Source organism: Ruegeria sp. SAZD013, assembly GCF_059612525.1.
This window is the reverse complement of sequence record NZ_JBXWQT010000020.1, coordinates 195,990-213,950: the sequence shown is the minus strand read 5'-3', so window position 1 is coordinate 213,950 and position 17,961 is coordinate 195,990. Positions and strand designations below refer to the sequence as shown.

The 17,961-nt window shown below is 55.6% G+C and carries 15 protein-coding genes; 7 read left to right on the top strand and 8 right to left on the bottom strand.

Translation table 11 applies throughout. The features are described from left to right. Positions 1–21: 21 nt before the first annotated feature. From AC2FLU_RS07260 to pyrH, 5 genes are all read right to left on the bottom strand, one after another. Positions 22–462, bottom strand: coding sequence for a TrgA family protein (locus AC2FLU_RS07260; RefSeq protein WP_480493323.1), 441 nt, complete (start codon positions 460–462; stop codon positions 22–24). A gap of 11 nt (positions 463–473) precedes the next feature. Further along, positions 474–1,685, bottom strand: a complete 1,212-nt coding sequence (locus AC2FLU_RS07255; protein ID WP_480472431.1) for a class I SAM-dependent methyltransferase — start codon at positions 1,683–1,685, stop codon at positions 474–476. Positions 1,686–1,754: 69 nt separating this feature from the next. Next, positions 1,755–3,179, bottom strand: a complete 1,425-nt coding sequence (locus AC2FLU_RS07250; RefSeq protein WP_496808561.1) for a cryptochrome/photolyase family protein — start codon at positions 3,177–3,179, stop codon at positions 1,755–1,757. 48 nt (positions 3,180–3,227) lie between these two features. Beyond that, a complete protein-coding gene (locus AC2FLU_RS07245) occupies positions 3,228–4,454 on the bottom strand; it encodes an aminotransferase class V-fold PLP-dependent enzyme (protein ID WP_496808562.1) in 1,227 nt (408 codons plus the stop codon). Between the two features lie 263 nt (positions 4,455–4,717). Further along, positions 4,718–5,470, bottom strand: coding sequence for a UMP kinase (gene pyrH, locus AC2FLU_RS07240; RefSeq protein WP_209504110.1), 753 nt, complete (start codon positions 5,468–5,470; stop codon positions 4,718–4,720). Positions 5,471–5,567: 97 nt separating this feature from the next. Between pyrH and miaA the strand changes: the two genes are divergently transcribed. From miaA to AC2FLU_RS07215, 5 genes are all read left to right on the top strand, one after another. After that, positions 5,568–6,461, top strand: a complete 894-nt coding sequence (gene miaA / locus AC2FLU_RS07235) for a tRNA (adenosine(37)-N6)-dimethylallyltransferase MiaA (RefSeq protein ID WP_496808563.1) — start codon at positions 5,568–5,570, stop codon at positions 6,459–6,461. A gap of 352 nt (positions 6,462–6,813) precedes the next feature. Continuing rightward, entirely contained in the window at positions 6,814–8,484 is a 1,671-nt protein-coding gene (locus AC2FLU_RS07230) for an ABC transporter substrate-binding protein (protein WP_480472425.1), read from the top strand. 123 nt (positions 8,485–8,607) lie between these two features. Next, on the top strand, positions 8,608–9,654 hold the full coding sequence (locus AC2FLU_RS07225) for an ABC transporter permease (RefSeq protein ID WP_480472422.1): 1,047 nt from the start codon (positions 8,608–8,610) through the stop codon (positions 9,652–9,654). A 13-nt stretch (positions 9,655–9,667) separates the two neighbouring features. Next, positions 9,668–11,131: an ABC transporter permease gene (locus tag AC2FLU_RS07220; RefSeq protein ID WP_480472420.1), complete on the top strand. Its 1,464-nt coding sequence runs from the start codon at positions 9,668–9,670 to the stop codon at positions 11,129–11,131. Positions 11,132–11,224: 93 nt separating this feature from the next. Beyond that, entirely contained in the window at positions 11,225–13,312 is a 2,088-nt protein-coding gene (locus AC2FLU_RS07215; protein ID WP_480472418.1) for a dipeptide ABC transporter ATP-binding protein, read from the top strand. 111 nt (positions 13,313–13,423) lie between these two features. On the opposite strand, the gene AC2FLU_RS07210 is transcribed toward AC2FLU_RS07215, so the two are convergent. From AC2FLU_RS07210 to AC2FLU_RS07200, 3 genes are all read right to left on the bottom strand, one after another. Further along, positions 13,424–14,410: an MBL fold metallo-hydrolase gene (locus tag AC2FLU_RS07210; RefSeq protein WP_480516796.1), complete on the bottom strand. Its 987-nt coding sequence runs from the start codon at positions 14,408–14,410 to the stop codon at positions 13,424–13,426. Positions 14,411–14,540: 130 nt separating this feature from the next. Continuing rightward, entirely contained in the window at positions 14,541–15,503 is a 963-nt protein-coding gene (locus AC2FLU_RS07205) for a LuxR C-terminal-related transcriptional regulator (RefSeq protein ID WP_480516794.1), read from the bottom strand. Positions 15,504–15,599: 96 nt separating this feature from the next. After that, entirely contained in the window at positions 15,600–16,178 is a 579-nt protein-coding gene (locus AC2FLU_RS07200; protein WP_267363904.1) for a lytic transglycosylase domain-containing protein, read from the bottom strand. A 201-nt stretch (positions 16,179–16,379) separates the two neighbouring features. Here AC2FLU_RS07200 and ssb point away from each other — a divergent pair, with 201 nt between their 5' ends. Both ssb and AC2FLU_RS07190 read left to right on the top strand, forming a co-directional pair. Beyond that, a complete protein-coding gene (ssb, locus tag AC2FLU_RS07195) occupies positions 16,380–16,868 on the top strand; it encodes a single-stranded DNA-binding protein (RefSeq protein WP_480472412.1) in 489 nt (162 codons plus the stop codon). 18 nt (positions 16,869–16,886) lie between these two features. Beyond that, on the top strand, positions 16,887–17,957 hold the full coding sequence (locus tag AC2FLU_RS07190) for a site-2 protease family protein (RefSeq protein ID WP_480516792.1): 1,071 nt from the start codon (positions 16,887–16,889) through the stop codon (positions 17,955–17,957). Positions 17,958–17,961 lie beyond the last annotated feature (4 nt).

The following is a 17,961-nucleotide window of genomic DNA, read 5'->3' as shown; positions in this document are numbered from 1 at the left end:
TCTCTCTTGTAAGGAAACGGATCAGCGCCACGAACGGTTGGCCTGTTCTGTGGCCAGCCCCGAGACAACGGCACCAATCAGGAATGCAATCAGGATTTCCGGATAAATCAGCAGCTTACTGTACTCAATCCCGATTTTGAAAATGGCCAGTATGGCCTCGAACGGGCCACCGTAACGATTGCGCATGGCAAGCCGGAACATTTCATAACAGCCCTGCACGAACAGCGCCCAGAAAATCATCGAGGCGACACCAGTCAGCCCATTGTTGATCGCAGCAGTCCAACCGCGCCCGGCCCGCTTACCCATGATGCCCCACCCGCAAACCGCACCAAGGGCCATGTTGACCACGGTAAAGTACCCATAATCCTTACCTTCTTCACCGTTTTCGATGATCATGCCAGAGACAATGAAGGCCAGCACGATGAGGCAAATGGCGGCTACGAGACGCGAGGCAGTGGGCATATAACGGTCCGTCAGTTAACTTGCTTTACTACGGTGATCTGTGTCACATCGCAATTGCGCGTGTCAAAGGCTGCGCCACAGGCAGTCAAATAATAATTCCACATGCGGCGAAAACGCTCATCAAACCCCAAATCTGCGATCTGTTCCCATTTTGCGTTGAACGTTTCATACCATCTCCGCAGTGTCAGATCATAACTTTTGCCGAATTCTTTCGACTTCACCACATTCAGACCGGCCTGATTGATCTGCTGCCGCAGGATCGAAGGTGATGGGAGCATTCCGCCCGGAAAGATGTATTTCTGAATGAAATCTACACCGTTCTTGTAGTAATCCCAGCGGTGGTCACCCACCGTTATGATTTGCAAGGTCGCTTGTGCCCCCGGCTTCAGTCTCTCACGAACGGTTTCAAAATAAACCGGCCAGTATTTTTGGCCCACCGCCTCGAACATCTCGATTGAGGCGATGCCATCATATTGTCCACGCTCGTCGCGATAGTCCTGCAACTTGAACGTCACTTGATCCGAAAGCCCTGCTTTTTCAATACGCTCTTTCGCATATTTAAATTGTTCCTCACTGATCGTAAGGCCGGTTACATGCAGGCCCCGTTCTTTCGCGGCATATTCGGCAAAACCGCCCCATCCGCATCCGATTTCCAGAATGTGGTCGCCGGGTTTGGCCCCCATCTCATCGACAAGGCTGGCGTATTTGGCAGTTTGCGCCTTCTCCAGACTTTCTTGCCCGGTCTCAAAAATGGCACTGGAATAGGTCATCGTGTCATCCAGCCACAAACCGTAGAAGTCGTTACCTAGATCATAGTGGTACGAGATATTCTTCTTCGCCTGCGTCCTGTTATTACGGTGAAGCCAGAACCGCAGCCGTTCATAGGCCTGAACAATAAATTTCCCAGTAAATCCGTCATAGACGGTCTCAGACCCCAAATGGACCAGATCCATGAATGAGCGGAGGTCTGGCGTGCTCCAATGTCCCTCAAGGTAGGCATCAGAAAAACCCAGTTCGCCTTCGCGGATCAGGCGGGCAAAAACATCTCCGTTGTGAATGTCGATCTGGGCGACGGGCCCTGCCTTGGGCCCTTCAGCGCGAAAAGTGCGGCCATCGGGCAATGTAATGTCCAACCGCCCCGACTCCATTCGGGTCAGCATCTTGAAGACCTGGGCGAAATACCTGGGCAGATCCGACTGCCCCTCTGTCGTCGTCAGCACCATCCGCTCTCCCCTCTGCGGTACAGTTATCAGGCTAGGGCGCGATTTTGTTTCTGGCAAGTTTTCAGTTCCTTAGTGGGATTTTCGGCTTTCATACGCACGCAAGGCGCGGTTTCGACCGTCCGCCAGTTTCACGACAGGTTCGGGATAATCCGCCTGCGGACACAGGTTCCATGACCGGGGAACCGCAGCAAAATAAGAAAGCGCAATGTCACTGGGTTTCGTCTGGCCTTCGGCGATCCAGCGCCGCAGGTAAGACCCCTGCGGATCAAACTTTTCCGCCTGCGTTTGAGGGTTGAATATGCGAAAGAAAGGTGCCGCGTCGGGGCCTGACCCAGCAACCCACTGCCAGCCCATGGTGTTACAGGCCGGGTCCCAGTCAATCAGGCAATCCTCGAACCAACTCATCCCGATTTTCCAGTGTGTCATCAGATGTTTGGTCAGGTAGCTGGCAACAATCATCCGGGCCCGATTATGCATACGGCCTGTCACATACATCTGTCGCAGGCCAGCATCGACGACAGGAATTCCGGTTCGGGCCTGCCTCCAGGCGGCAACTTCAGGATGGTGCGGATCGACGTTCCAGGGGAAATCATCCCATTCCGCTTTCCAGTTTTCGGTCAGCAGATGCGGTGAGTGATACATCAGGTGATAGGCAAACTCACGCCAGACCATCTGCCGCAGAAATGCCTCAGTGCCGGGGGTTCCCATCATCGCAGCCTGTTGAACCCTGTGCCAGACTGTACGTGGCCCGATCTCGCCCAATGAAAGGTATTCTGACAGGTTTGATGTTCCTTCCAAATCCAATCGGTCACGGTCAGTGGAATAACGGGGGACATGGTCGAGAAAGTGCTCAAGGCGATCGCGGGCGGCCTGCTCGCCGGGTTGGACATGGGGACGCACGATTGCAGCACCCCGATTCATGTCCGCACCCATCTGCCAGGTGTTAAGTCTGTCACTGGAAGGCCAAGTCGCTGGCGCTGCCAAGCGTGACACCAACGCATCCGGCGCGGGCACGTCCCGCCGCTGAACCGCGCGCCACATAGGGGTGTAGACACGAAACGGCTGGCCCTGTTTTGTTGATACCGTCCAGGGCTCAAAAAGCAAATGACCGGAAAAAGACTTTGCGCATACCCCCAGTTCGGTCAGAGCCGTTTTGATCTGTGTATCGCGTGTGATCGACGCCGGATCATAGGCCCGCGACCAAAAAACAGCCTTTGCGCCCGTCTCTTTAACAAGTGTCTGCAAATGCTCAAGCGCATCTCCACGCCGCAGGATCAGTCGGCTACCCAGCCTCGTCAGAGCGTCGCTAAAGACCTCCAGACCCAGCCCCAACCGCCATTTCGGGGCCGCGCCAAGGTGTCGCACAAGAGGGTCATGAACAAAAACTGGTATGATCGGACGACCGCTTGAGACAGCTGCAGTTAATGCCGGATGGTCCGACAGGCGCAGATCCCGTCGGAACCATAAGATGATCGGAGAATGCTCGTTTTCCATATCCGCCCTGTGGTTTTCTTCATTCTACGAATCCCGGCGGAAAGTGGATTACAAAACGCGTTCAAGCGCCTCCAAAAGCTGATCAACCTCCTGCTGCGAGGTATAATGCGTAAAGCTGACCCGCAAAACGCCCTGTGCCGGATCTACTCCCATCGCTTTCAAGGGGCGCACAGCATAAAAGTCGCCGCCTCCGGCCATAACGCCGTATTGCGCCAGTTCCGCTGCAACAGGTTCAGCCGGGCGGTTCAACGACAGCGCAACGGTCGGCGCGCGCCGGGTGGCGTCTGATGTGCCGATCAGACGCACCGCATTGCGATCCTTTACCGCATCCAGAACCGGTTGCAATAAGGACACCTCATGCGCTCTCATCAGATCATGGGCAAAGGCACCCTGCTCTGCCGCGTCCATGTCAGGCCCGCCGTGATGAGCACACAGGAGCTCGACGTAATCGGCCATACCTGCACTTGCCGCAATCTGGGCATGATCCGGGCCCGCCGGGGTAAAGCGTTTATACAGAACATCGGCGTTGAAATAATGCGCCTGGTTGGGCAACAACTCTCCTAATGTTCGGCGAATGACCATGCAGCCTTGATGAGGGCCGTAAGTTTTATAGGCCGAAAACAGATAGATATCCGGTCCCAGATCGCCAATATTCGGAAAACCATGTGGGGCATAAGATACGCCGTCCACACAGACAAATGCGCCTGCAGCGTGGGCAATCGCAGTGATCTCGGTGACCGGGTTAATTTCTCCCACGACATTGGAACAATGCGGGAAACAGACCAGACGCACTTTTTCGTCCAACATGTTTTCCAGATCCTGCGGGTTCAGTGATCCGGTCTCCGGATCGATCTGCCACTCCCGCACCTCAATCCCTGCCTCGGCCAGACGGCGCCAAGGGCCCGAATTTGCCTCGTGATCCTGATTGGTCACGACAATCGCCTCGCCAGGTTTCATCCACTGCCGGAATGCCTGCGCCAAAACATAGGTGTTTTGAGTTGTCGATGGGCCAAAGCTCAGCTCATCGGTTTCAACACCCAGTATGGCGGCCATGCGCGTGCGTGCCTCATCCATCTCTGCGCCTGCAAGACGGCTGGCCTCGTACGGGGCGTAGGGCTGAACCTTTCGCTGTGTATAGAACCGAGTCAGACGGTCGATCACCGGCTTGCAGGTATAAGACCCGCCCGCGTTCTCAAAAAACGCCTGTCCTTTCAGGCTGGGTTCGGAAAAAGCCGGAAACTGTGCCCGAACGAAATTGATATCCAGAGAGCTCATGCCTCATTGCTCCTTAGTTGTGCTGTCATATCAACAAGATGCCCGCTCATGTTTCCGGACATCTCAGAAATCATGGCAGGTCTTCCAGCCCAGCCTGTGCTTGCGTCATGGACTGACGAAACACCGGGCAGCCCTTCACCGCAGAAGGACACCGTTACTTAGACAGCGCCATCCGCGACCGTCAAGCTGAAGCAAAAGAAAAAGCCCCGGCGGGACTGCCAGGGCTGAGTTGCTCATACTCTGGGCCAAGTCTCGTTCGGGCCTCAACCCTGAACCTTGGTATACGTCCCCTCGCCTGCAAGAATACCACGGAAACCACCGGGCTCATCCAGACCGAAGACGATCAGAGGCAGGTTGTTGTCACGCGCCAGCGCGATGGCCGACGCATCCATGACCCGCAAGCGCTTGGCCAGAACGTCGTCATAGGTGACCGTGTCATAGCGCACCGCGTCGGCATGTTGCTTGGGATCCTTGTCGTAAACGCCGTCGACACCGTTCTTGCCCATGAAAATCGCCTCGCATGCCATTTCATTGGCGCGCAATGTCGCCGCGGTGTCGGTGGTGAAATACGGGTTACCGGTTCCGGCAGCAAAGATGCACACCCTTTTCTTTTCAAGGTGCCGCACGGCACGACGGCGGATATAGGGCTCGCACACCTCATCCATCCGAATGGCCGAGATAACCCGCGTGAACACCCCAATCTCTTCCAGGGCTGACTGCATACCCAGTGCGTTCATCACCGTGGCCAACATCCCCATATAGTCTGCTGTGGTCCGCTCCATACCCTGAGCAGACCCACTCAGGCCCCGGAAAATGTTTCCGCCACCGATAACCATGCAGATCTCAACACCCAGATCGTGAACCGATTTCACCTCTTGCGCGATGCGCTGAACGGTTGGAGGGTGCAGGCCAAAGCCCTGATCCCCCATCAATGCCTCTCCTGAAATTTTCAACATGACACGTTTGTATGTGGTTTTCGGGGTTTCGGCAGTTTCAGAAGACGGGGAAAGGCTCATGTTGCGCTCCGGGCTGGCACGGGGTTAATTTCCGGCGCAAAATGAAGCAAAAGCTCCGCAGGTTCAATGCGGTTGGTGAGGATTGAGGCAACCGCATATGACCCGGCGATCAACAGACGCGATATTTCGGCAATTGCCCCCTATTCCCGATGACAAGCCTGTCCTGATTGCAGGGCCCACAGCATCCGGGAAATCAGCGCTGGCACTGGAGATCGCCGAACGCCATGGCGGGGTCATCGTCAATGCCGATGCAAGTCAGGTTTATGATTGTTGGCGCGTGATTTCGGCCCGACCATCTGCCGAAGAAGAAGAACGCACACCGCATCTGCTCTATGGTCACATCGCCTATGATCAGGATTATTCAGCCGGTCACTGGCTGCGTGAAGTGGTGCCACTGCTGACCGGGAGCCAGCGGCCAATCATCGTCGGCGGCACAGGATTGTATTTCACGGCCCTGACCGAAGGCATGGCCGAGATCCCTGCTACCCCAGTGCAGGTGCGGGCCGAAGCAGACTTACTGACCCTTGCTGATCTTGTTGCCGGGGTTGACGAACAGACTCTGGCTGGTCTGGATATACAGAACCGCGCGCGCGTGCAGCGCGCTTGGGAAGTGCAGCGTGCCACGGGGCGCAGCCTGATGTCCTGGCAGGCCGATACTCCACCGCCAATCTTACGGCTGAAAGATGTGGTTCCAATCGTTTTCGACGTCGACAAAGCGTGGCTTCTGAACCGGATTGAACGCCGTTTTGACCAGATGCTGGAACTGGGCGCAATCGACGAAGTTCGCGCCATGCGGGATCGTTTCGACCCCGTTCTTCCCGCCTGCAAAGCCATTGGTGTGCCAGAGCTTATGGCCTATCTGGATGGAAAACTGACTTTGGATCAGGCCCGTGAAAGGGCCACAATCTCGACCAGGCAATTTGCCAAACGCCAACGCACGTGGTTCCGGGCCAGAATGAAAACATGGAATCACGTTGATTTCTCAAAGTGATATCTAGTGTTGTTCATTACACAAGATTTGACAACCAAAGTAAACGGATCAACGGAAACGAATTAGTTTTTCGTCTGTTATCAGTGATTTGACACAGAATCTCCGCAAGGATTTCTCCTGACGAAGCGCCACATGACAAAATCCGCGCCAAAGTATCAACACTGCGGGAACGTCGCTTTTGTGCATTTTATGTCGATTCCGAACGTTGACGTTAAGTGAATTCTGGTGCCGAATAGCGGCATGGGGATGCACAGAGTCCAAAAACCGGAACCCTTCTTTCTTTCGACAGGACAAGCCCGTGTCGCTTAGAACAATAACAAATCAACAAAATCAATGTCACAGGGAGACATTTATGACCAATACGGCAATCACCACAGACAAGGTGCACTGGGCGGCCGAGATGCACGCGCAGGAATACCGTGACGGCAAGCTTAGCCGCCGGGAATTTCTGGCCCGCGCGACGGCGCTGGGTGTCGCGGTACCGGCAGCCTATGGATTGATCGGTCTGCAGTCGCCTGCGGCGGCGCAAGAGCCGCAGCGCGGCGGCACCATCCGCTATCAGATGGAAGTGCGCGCGCTCAAAGATCCGCGGACTTATGACTGGACGCAAATTGCTACTTTCACAGCAGGCTGGCTGGAGTACCTCGTCGAATACAACAACGACGGCTCGTTCAAGCCGATGCTGCTGGAAAGCTGGGAAGCCAACGCCGATGCCACCGAATACACATTGAACGTTCGCAAGGGCGTAAAGTGGAACAATGGCGACGATTTCACAGCCGAAGACGTGGCCCGCAACATCGCAGGATGGTGTGACGCTGGTCTGGAAGGCAACTCGATGGCATCGCGTATGGCGTCGCTTATCGACGAAAGCACTCAGCAAGCTGCGGACGGTGCAATCACCGTTGTCGACTCCCATACTGTCAAACTGAAGTGCAACGCGCCTGACATCACGATCATCCCGGGCATGGCGGACTATCCCGCTCCTATCGTTCATAGCAGCTTTGATGCAAACGACATGCTTTCAAACCCGGTCGGCACAGGCTTCATGCTGCCCGACAGCCACGAAGTTGGCGTCAAAGGCGTACTGGTGCGCAACGAAGGCTTCGAATGGTGGGGTTATGAGGCCGGCAAAGGCGGCTATATAGACCGCATCGAGTTCATCGACTACGGCACTGACCCGGCTGCATTCCTTGCGGCTTATGAGGCCGAAGAGATCGACATGAACTGGGAGTCTGTTGGCGAATTCGTCGACATCTTCGACGGCATTGGGCTTGTGCGCTCGGAAATCCCGTCGGGCTTCACCATCGTTATCCGACCGAACCAGCTGGCGGAGGACGAAAACGGTAACAAAATCTACGGCGACAAGCGCGTTCGTCAGGCTTTAGCCATGGCGGTGGACAACGAAGTGTGTCTGGAACTGGGTATGTCGGGTTATGGCATTCCGGCTGACAACTGCCACGTCGGGCCAATGCACCCTGAACATGACTCGGCCGTAACTCGCATTCCGTATGATCCTGCCGGCGCGAAAGCCCTGATGGACGAAGCGGGTATGGGTGACTTTGAGCATGAAGTGCAATCGATCGACGATGACTGGCGTCGTAACACCACAGCTGCGGTTGTAGCGCAACTGAACGACGCTGGCATCAAGGCCAAGCACACAGTTCTGCCGGGATCAACTTTCTGGAACGACTGGACGAAATACGCCTTCTCGTCGACGAACTGGAACCACCGCCCATTGGGCACCCAGGTTCTGGCGCTGGCCTACAAGTCAGGTGTTGCCTGGAATGAATCAGGTTTCGCCAATGCAGAGTTCGACGCCTTGTTGTCTGAAGCAAACTCGATCGCGGACGTAGATAAGCGTCGCGAAGTGATGGCCAAACTGCAGGCGATCATGATCGACGAAGGTGTCACGATCCAACCTTATTGGCGGACTGCGATGCGCCATCATCGCGACAATTTGGTGGGTGTTGAAAAGCATATCGCTGACCTGCCGCAGCTTTATAAGTTCGGCTTTACGTCCTGAGCCAAAACACAAAAGGCCGCGCCACCTCGGCGCGGCTTCTTCGTCCTGAATGCGGCGAACAAATAATAACAGCTAAGCGTGGCGTTCCATGAAACCCGCGCTAGCCGACCCACAGGGGCAAATATGGGACTTTTCATTCTAAGGCGCGTTGGCATCATGCTGTTGACGGCATTGTGTCTGACATTCCTGGTTTTCTTCTTAACCAACCTCTATCCGAACCTCGAAAAGCTGGCGAAAACGCAGGGCAACTTTCGGATGTCGGATGAGCAGGTTGAGAGCTACCTGAACAAAAATGGTTACCTCCAATCCACTCCGATAAAATACGGCGAATGGCTGGGTGTCCTGCCCTCATATCGGTACACGAATGAAGACGGAACCGTTCAGGGAAGATGCATTCTGCCGGGCAAAACCGCCGAGGAATCTCCGAATTTTTGCGGAATCCTGCAAGGGTATTGGGGCTATTCGACCGTCTTCAAAGAAGAGGTTTCGACCGTTGTTGGCAACAGATTGGCTCTGACTGGCCGTCTGATGCTCTGGGTCATGCTGCTGATGGTTCCGTCTGCGTTGATCCTTGGTGTTTTGGCAGGAATGAAAGAAGGATCTGCCACCGACAGGACGTTGTCGACCTTCGCCATCACAACGACGGCGACACCGGAATACGTCTCGGGCGTGATCTTTATCGCCATCTTCACCTCTTCTGCAGTTGGATTGAAGTGGTTCAAGGGTACGGCCACGCAAGCGATGGAGAACCCGACCTTTGAAAACTTCTTCCTGCCGGTCCTGACCATTGCGCTTTATGGGATGGGTTATATTGCCCGGATGACCCGCGCCTCGATGACTGAAGTGATGACCGCCCAATATATCCGGACGGCGCGTCTGAAAGGTGTGTCCTTCCCCAATATCGTCATGAAACATGCGCTGCGTAATGCGCTGATCGCACCGTTCACCGTCATCATGCTGCAATTCCCCTGGCTGCTGAATGGCGTGGTGATCGTCGAGACCCTGTTCAACTACAAGGGCTTCGGCTGGGCGCTGGTTCAGGCCGCGGGCAATAACGACATTCAGCTGTTACTGGCAATTTCGGTCGTGTCGGTCTTTGTGGTGCTGGTGACCCAGCTGATCTCTGATATCGGCTATGTCTACCTCAACCCGCGCATCCGCATTTCTTAAGGAGGGTTAGATCATGGAACCACTTACCTGGACCGGCTCTATCGCCTTCCTGAACCCGCTTTTTGCACTTGGCCTTGCGCTGATGCTCTTGTCCATTGCCGTATGGATGCTGGCCAGCATCGTGCTGCCCGAAGACCAGATGACGGTGAACCCGGACGGTACGTTGAGCTCAAGCTCAGGCCTGCGGACACTGATACAATTGGCGCTGCGTTACAGTTTCCTGGCCAGTGTAGGAATCGCACTCGCCTATATTGTGCTAGGCGTTCTGATGGGCACCAGCGCCGGAATAATTGGCGCCATGTCCCAGCAGTTTTTGCCCGTATGGGTGTCTTTGATCATCCTTTATGCCATGTCGATCGCTTTCAAACGCAAGCTTGGCCTCTACGGCAAACTGTTTGACAGTCCAATCGGCATGATTGGCTTTGGCCTTGTGATGTTCTGGGTCTTCACCGGGATTTTCGGCGCGATGGATCTGATCGTCACGCATGATCCGCTGTCGCAGGTCTCGGGCATGAAGAACAAAGTGCCAGGGACGCCACTGTCCAATCTGGAGGACGGTCAATACGCCTGGTATCTGCTGGGTGGCGACAACCTGGCCCGCGACGTGTTCAGCCGCATGGTCAAAGGGGCTTGGATTGTTGTTCAGATCGCCCCGCTTGCCACGATATTTGCCTTCATGGTTGGCATCACGCTGGGTCTGCCGGCAGGCTACTACGGTGGTCGGCTGGATACTTTGCTGTCCTTCCTTGCAAACCTGATCCTGGCCTTCCCGGTGATCCTGCTGTTCTATCTGCTGGTCACACCTGAGATCGTTGCGACCGGTGTGCCGAACTACATGGCGGCTGTCTTGTTCGTATTCCCTATCATATTCCTCGGCGTGCTGCTGAACTCACGCTACTATACCAGACCGAACTTCCGAACACCGCTGCTGATCGGAGTTTTGGGGGTTGCAGGTTGGTTCTACCTGTCTCTGATTTCGACCGGTGGCTACATCATCAATACCGACGCCTATCGTATCTGGGGTCTGCCGACCTATCTGGATCTTTTCGATATTCCAGGCGGTATTCTGGTGGTCTTTGTCTCGGTGGTCTTTGTGAATTCGCCCACCGTGTTCCGCATCGTGCGCGGACTGGCGATGGACATCAAAACCCGTGACTATGTGGCGGCAGCACAAACCCGTGGCGAGGGTCCGTGGTACATCATGCTGTGGGAAATCCTGCCCAACGCGCGTGGCCCGCTGATCGTCGATTTCTGCCTGCGCATTGGCTATACCACCATTCTTCTGGGAACCTTAGGTTTCTTTGGGCTGGGCCTGCCGCCCGAAAGCCCTGACTGGGGGTCGACGATCAACGAGGGGCGCAAGCTTTTGTCGATCTACCTGCACCCTGCTCTGCCGCCCGCGCTGGCCTTGTTGACGCTGGTTCTGGGTCTGAACCTGCTGGCCGACGGTTTGCGCGAAGAAAGCCTGAAGGACTGATGTGAAAGCGCCCGGGGGGCCAGCCCCCCGGACCCCCCGAGATATTTTTAGCCAGATGAATGGGATCCCCTCGATCTGGTGAGGAGATACAAGATGAGCAAGATGGCGGATTATGACGGCCCGATCCTTGAGATCGACAAGCTGTCGATTTCCTTCTTTACCCGCCTGCGGGAAATTCCGGCTGTGATGGATTTCTCAGTCAGCGTCCAACCCGGTGAAGCTGTTGGTCTGGTCGGTGAATCTGGTTGCGGTAAATCCACGGTGGCGCTGGGCGTCATGCAGGACCTTGGTAAAAACGGTCGCATCGTTGGCGGTACGATCAAGTTCAAGGGTCGTGATCTGGCGGAAATGAGTTCAGATGAATTGCGCGACATACGCGGCAATGAGATCGCGATGATCTATCAGGAGCCGATGGCCTCGCTGAACCCGGCGATGAAGATCGGCAAGCAGCTGATGGAAGTGCCCATGATTCACGAGGGCGTCAGCGCAGAAGAAGCGTATTCGCGCGCTCTGGAAGTTGTCACCGATGTGCGCCTGCCGGACCCCGAGCGAATGCTCAACTCGTTCCCGCACCAGCTGTCAGGCGGTCAACAGCAGCGCATCGTGATCGCGATGGCCTTGATGTCGAAACCGGCGCTGCTGATCCTTGACGAACCAACAACGGCACTTGACGTGACGGTTGAGGCTGCCGTGGTCGAGCTGGTGAAGGATCTGGGCAAGAAATACGGCACCTCGATGCTGTTCATTTCGCACAACCTCGGTCTGGTTCTGGAAACCTGTGACCGGCTTTGCGTGATGTATTCAGGTGAGGCGGTCGAGCGCGGCTCGATCAAGGATGTGTTTGATGAGATGCAGCATCCTTATACGCAGGCCCTGTTCCGGTCGATCCCGCTGCCGGGGGCCGACAAGAATTCGCGCCCGCTGGTGGCTATACCGGGGAACTTTCCTCTACCCCATGAGCGGCCCCCTGGTTGTAATTTCGGCCCGCGCTGCGACTATTTCGAAGAGGGTCGCTGTGACGCCAAGGACATACTGATGGAGGCGGTTCCCGGAAATGACCGGCACCATACCCGTTGCCTGAAATTCAAAGAGATCGACTGGAACGCACCGATCACGGTGGGTGAACAGAAAGAGAAAGGTGAGATCGGCAGGGTCGTTCTGAAGATGGACAACCTCAAAAAATACTATGAGGTTGCGGCAAACGCCCTGTTCGGCGGTGGCGAAAAGAAGGTTGTGAAAGCAAACGAAACGCTCAGTTTCGAGGCGCATGAATCCGAGACGTTGGCCATTGTGGGCGAATCCGGTTGCGGCAAATCCACGTTCGCCAAAGTTTTGATGGGTCTTGAGACGGCCACGGACGGGCAGATCCTTCTGGACAACCGCAATATCGAACAAGTGCCCATAGAAGAGCGTGACGCAAAGACCGTTGGTGAAGTTCAGATGGTGTTTCAGAACCCGTTCGACACGCTGAACCCGTCGATGACCGTCGGGCGCCAGATCATCCGGGCATTGGAGATCTTCGGTGTTGGTAATTCCGAGGCCGATCGCAAGAAGCGGATGCTGGAACTGCTGGATCTGGTGAAACTTCCGCGCGCCTTTGCAGACAGGATGCCGCGTCAGCTGTCAGGTGGCCAGAAGCAACGCGTTGGTATCGCGCGCGCCTTTGCTGGTGATGCGCGCATCGTGGTGGCCGACGAGCCCGTATCAGCGCTGGACGTTTCCGTGCAAGCTGCGGTGACCGACCTGCTGATGGAAATTCAGCGCGTGCACAAAACCACGTTGCTGTTCATCAGCCATGACCTTTCCATCGTGCGATACCTCAGCGACCGGGTAATGGTGATGTATCTGGGCCACGTGGTCGAGCTGGGCACAACTGACCAGGTTTTTGCACCCCCCTACCACCCTTATACCGAAGCGCTGCTGAGTGCTGTTCCCATCGCCGATACATCGGTCGAAAAGCAGCACATCGTACTGGAGGGTGATATCCCTTCGGCCATGAACCCGCCACCGGGATGCCCGTTCCAGACACGGTGTCGCTGGAAGTCCGAAGTGCCTGACGGTCGCTGTGAGTCGCATGTACCGCCAGTGCAGACATTGGCCGAGGGTCATCAGGTAAAGTGCCACTTGTCCGAAGAGGTGCTGGCACGGATGCAACCCGTGATCAAAGTCGCGGCTGAATAGGTTTGCGGATCTTTACTGGAAAGGGCCGGTCGTTGACCGGCCCTTTCTGTGAGCGCCGCGTGTCACGAGGAGACCGGCGACGCTTGTGAGTGGTGGTTCCCTACAAGACTCTCAGCCGGTCATGACGTTGTTGCCGAAATGCATGAACTCCTGATCCATGCCTGAAATCTCTCCGGCCTCCAGTTTCAGGCTGGCACTGTCAAGCATCTGATAGCTTTTCTGCCCCTTTACCCACTCGTCCGCAGATTGCAGCGTGGTCAGCGTGTAAGACGTGACTTCATTCAGGTAATGGGTTGGGATAATGATCTTGGGCTTTAGCTTGGCCACGATGTCATTACCCTGATCGAAACTCAGGATATGTTGCGACCCGTCTACCGGCAGGGTCAGAACATCGACCTGTCCGACGGCGTCCCAAAACTCCTGCGGTGGGTTATGGCGATTGTCACCCCAGATCAGCGTACGAATGCCGCCTGTTTCCACCAGATAGACCACCATATCCATATGACCCACATTGTTCGGTGGGCAGGCATCGACCCCAAACTCGGCCAGTGCATTGGTCCAGTTGTACCACCCCGGCGCCACGCAGGCATGTTTATCAGCAAAACCAGTGATCTTGATATCGGCGAACTCGAAATTGCCCACCATCCTGTCCAGAACCATGGTCGAGCTTGGGCGTTCGATCGCGTCGTGATCAAAATGCGCGTGGGTCGACAGGGTAATGTCTACCGGAATCTGGGGGAATTCATTGCGGAACCAAAGCCCCCACGCGCCCGACGGGTCATCACGCCAGGGGTCAAGCAGGACCGTTGCGCCGTTGGGCGAAGTGATCTTGATGGCGCAATGGCCATAATAATCGATACCGACAACTCCGGCACTGGCCTGACCCGTCGATCCCTGCAGGTCAATCACATGGTTATTGTTCCCTGGCTGCAACCAGGCTTGCGATTGCGCTTCGGCCGGTTTCGCCCCCAGCACTGAAGCGGTCGCGCCAACACCGGCAGCACCTGCCGCCATGAAAAATGACCGCCGAGACAAACCCGGTGCCAGATGATCCCTGTCCCCTTTCAGGATGGTCGGCTTCAGATCCTTGCGATCCATATCTATGTACCTCTCTGTTGGACGTGCGCCTTTTTTCCGCACCTCATCCCAAAAGGTAACAAGCTAAAGCACATCGGCTCAGACCGAAAAAATAGGGGTGGAATATGGGGGCAATCCCCATATTCGACATTCACGAAATCGAGAGCAAGTGACTGCGCAGGTTTTTATCCCGGCCCTCAAGTCCAAGTTTTCGGCGAATGTTGTTGCGGTGAAAATCGATTGTCGACGTCTCTCGGGACAGGGCCTTGGCTATGTCCTTCGTGGTTCTCCCAAACATGACCATCTGAGCAATTTCCATTTCTGTCGGGGTCATTGCCGCAAAGGCATCCGTCAACTTGTCAGACAGCGAAGACGTGATCTCGTTCAGGTTCTTCTCGGCCAGCTCAAGATAGACAAACTGCGCCTCATCCCCTGAAAGCTGCGCCCGAACCTTTTCAAGATACGGCAAAACTCTGCTGCGAACCTGCTCGACGATTTCGTGATCCCGGTTCTTGCGGTCATCGTCGAGACTTGAGAGCAATACGCGCAACGCTGTGTTCGTCTCCTGCAGCTCTCGGGTTCGATCCGAAACACGCGTTTCAAGCTGGGCAAGTGTTTCGTTCAGTTTCTCTTCCAACGCGCGTCTCAGATAAACCTCTTGCAACAAAGCCAAATCCGACTCGACCATGCGCGCGAACTGCGCCAACCCCTCACGGAATAACAAGGCCCGCCGGTTCTGTTTACGGTCCAGAACACAGATTGTGCCGAACACCGATCCATCGGGCCATTTCAGCGGTAAGCCGATGTAAAAGGTCATTCCGTGTTCCAGGTCGTCGTTGTCCGCCCAAACCGGATCACATTTGGCGTCTTCGACCACCAACTCTCCGTCACGCTCCAGAACACCCTTACAGTATAGCTTGGGGTTCAACTGGAAACTCAGACCGACCGGATATGGATTCTCGGGGTGATCGGATGTGATCAAAACCGCATGATCCGGCGCGTCGGTTTTCATGATCAGGCTTGCGGGCACGTCGGCCAGTTCTGCGACCAGATCAACAAGTTGCTGCCAGTTTGCCAGCGTTTCTTTGGGAATCTGCGGATGATCAACAGGCATGAGGGGCCTCACCAGTTACTGGGCGATACCCTGTCAGGTTAGTTGGAGGCGTTGCACTGAATCAAGAATACGACACTCTGCAGCGCAGCATCAGTTTCAGCCGCCCCAGATAACCTTCACGTAGTTCTGGGTTTCCTTGTACGGCGGGATCCCACCGTGCTTTTCAACCGCATCAGGACCCGCGTTATAGGCCGCCAGCGCCAAAGGCCACGATTTGAACTTGCGGTACTGCCAAGACAGATATCTGGCACCGCCTTCGAGGTTCTGCTTGGGATCATGCGGGTTTACGCCCAAAAGCTCGGCCGTTTGTGGCATAAGCTGCGCCAATCCCAACGCACCTTTATGTGACTTCGCCTGTGGGTTCCATCCACTTTCCTGCTGCACCAGACGCAAAAAGAGATCTTCAGGGATGTTGTGAAGGCGAGCAACACGCCGTGCGATTTCCAGATATTCTCCACGATATTTTCCTGAATACCGTTTGCTGACCTGATCACGCGTTGTTTTGGGTTTCAGCCGGGCCGAGTCGCGGTACTGGGTTGCCGCACGAGAATCCAGAACCTTCGCCTGTTTCAGGAAGATATCCTTGCGGCTTTTGCTGGACAATGTTTGTGCCTGCACCGGCGCAACGGCCAATACAAGGCAGGCAACGGAAAACCCAGCAACCCAAGAACGCATCTTTGCTTATCCTGCTCGATCAAAACCAGTGGGAGTATAGGTATTCCCGCAAAAAATGAAAGCTTGGTAAATAGTACAGTAAGACTCTTATTCGACAGTGTTGTATCAACTGTTTTCAACCATGATGCAGGCCGTATAGGGTCTCACGAAACTCATTGCGTCAGATTCGGCGCATTTACGCAGAACAGAACGAGGATTTACATGGCGGGTTCAGTCAACAAGGTCATTCTGGTGGGAAATCTTGGCCGCGACCCCGAGGTCCGGTCGTTCCAGAACGGCGGCAAAGTGTGCAACCTGCGCATTGCCACCTCGGAGAACTGGAAAGACCGCAACACAGGTGAGCGGCGCGAACGGACAGAGTGGCATTCGGTTGCCATCTTCTCGGAACCGCTGGCCCGCATCGCCGAGCAATATCTGCGCAAGGGCAGCAAGGTTTATATCGAAGGCCAGCTGGAAACCCGCAAATGGCAGGATCAATCCGGTCAGGATCGGTATACGACCGAGGTTGTCCTACGCCCCTATCGCGGGGAACTGACCCTGCTGGACGGTCGTGGTGAAGGCGGTGGCGGCAGCGGCGGCGGTTATGGTGGTGGCCAGGCCGGTGGCGGTTACGATGACCCCTATGGCGGTCCTTCCAGCTCTGCGGCACCAGCCTCGGGCGGAATCGACGATGACGAGATTCCGTTCTAACCAAAGCGGAGTAACAATATGACATGGTCCTTCTCTCTCGGCCGATTGCTCGGTTCCGAACTGAGGGTCCATGTCACCTTTTTTCTGCTGCTGGCTTGGGTCGGTTTTGCCGCATTCTCGACCGGTGGCCTGCCAGCCGCGATTGAGAACCTTCTCTTTGTTCTGGCCCTGTTTGCCTGCGTTGTCGCGCATGAGTTCGGTCACGCTCTTATGGCGCGGCGCTATGGTATCAAAACCCCCGACATCACCCTTCTGCCCATCGGTGGCCTGGCCCGACTTGAGAGAATGCCGGAAAAACCGATGCAAGAGGTTCTGGTGGCGCTTGCGGGTCCGGCAGTGAATATCGCTATCTTCATAGGCCTTGCCGTGCTTGGTGCAGGGATGCCGCTTGAGACCCTCGCGCAATTGGAATCACCAAATGTGAGGATTTTGGACAAGCTGGCCTATATCAATCTGCTTTTGGCCATCTTCAACTTGATCCCGGCCTTCCCAATGGATGGAGGCCGCGTTTTTCGCGCCCTTCTGTGTTTGCGCATGAATCGCGTCAAAGCCACCCGAATTGCAGCGGTTGGTGGCCAGATTGTCGCTGTCGGGTTTGGATTTCTAGGGCTGAGCTCCGGCAATCCAATTCTGGTATTGATCGCCGTATTCGTGTTCTTTGCAGCGAATGCAGAAAGCCAGGATGTCGCTTTGCGATCCGCGGTCCGCCGTGTTCTGGCTCGTGACGCGATGATCACTGAATTTCATGCCCTGTCCCCCAGCGATACGCTAAGCACAGCTGCGCAAGCCGTCATTCACACCACACAGCACGAGTTTCCGGTACTGGACCCAAATCACACTTTGCTGGGCTTTGTGACACGCGATCGCCTGTTCACCGCTCTGGCAAGCGACCAGCCCAGAACTGCGCCCGCGACCTCGATCATGGATGCTGACGTTCCCACAGTCTTGCTGACAACCGGCCTTGAGGACGTACTGGAACACCTGCACAATGGTGCGCCGGCGATTGCAGTTCTGAGCCATGGCGGTCGTATGATCGGTTACATAACCCGCGAAAACATCGGCGAGCTGATGGTCATTCAGGGTCGTTAACCCC

Coding starts and splice junctions, on each gene's coding strand:
- AC2FLU_RS07260 (WP_480493323.1), bottom strand. CDS start 462: ATGCCCACTGCCTCGCGTCTCGTAGCCGCCATTTGCCTCATCGTGCTG.
- AC2FLU_RS07255 (WP_480472431.1), bottom strand. CDS start 1,685: ATGGTGCTGACGACGACAGAGGGGCAGTCGGATCTGCCCAGGTATTTC.
- AC2FLU_RS07250 (WP_496808561.1), bottom strand. CDS start 3,179: ATGGAAAACGAGCATTCTCCGATCATCTTATGGTTCCGACGGGATCTG.
- AC2FLU_RS07245 (WP_496808562.1), bottom strand. CDS start 4,454: ATGAGCTCTCTGGATATCAATTTCGTTCGGGCACAGTTTCCGGCTTTT.
- pyrH (WP_209504110.1), bottom strand. CDS start 5,470: ATGAGCCTTTCCCCGTCTTCTGAAACTGCCGAAACCCCGAAAACCACA.
- miaA (WP_496808563.1), top strand. CDS start 5,568: ATGACCCGGCGATCAACAGACGCGATATTTCGGCAATTGCCCCCTATT.
- AC2FLU_RS07230 (WP_480472425.1), top strand. CDS start 6,814: ATGACCAATACGGCAATCACCACAGACAAGGTGCACTGGGCGGCCGAG.
- AC2FLU_RS07225 (WP_480472422.1), top strand. CDS start 8,608: ATGGGACTTTTCATTCTAAGGCGCGTTGGCATCATGCTGTTGACGGCA.
- AC2FLU_RS07220 (WP_480472420.1), top strand. CDS start 9,668: ATGGAACCACTTACCTGGACCGGCTCTATCGCCTTCCTGAACCCGCTT.
- AC2FLU_RS07215 (WP_480472418.1), top strand. CDS start 11,225: ATGAGCAAGATGGCGGATTATGACGGCCCGATCCTTGAGATCGACAAG.
- AC2FLU_RS07210 (WP_480516796.1), bottom strand. CDS start 14,410: ATGGATCGCAAGGATCTGAAGCCGACCATCCTGAAAGGGGACAGGGAT.
- AC2FLU_RS07205 (WP_480516794.1), bottom strand. CDS start 15,503: ATGCCTGTTGATCATCCGCAGATTCCCAAAGAAACGCTGGCAAACTGG.
- AC2FLU_RS07200 (WP_267363904.1), bottom strand. CDS start 16,178: ATGCGTTCTTGGGTTGCTGGGTTTTCCGTTGCCTGCCTTGTATTGGCC.
- ssb (WP_480472412.1), top strand. CDS start 16,380: ATGGCGGGTTCAGTCAACAAGGTCATTCTGGTGGGAAATCTTGGCCGC.
- AC2FLU_RS07190 (WP_480516792.1), top strand. CDS start 16,887: ATGACATGGTCCTTCTCTCTCGGCCGATTGCTCGGTTCCGAACTGAGG.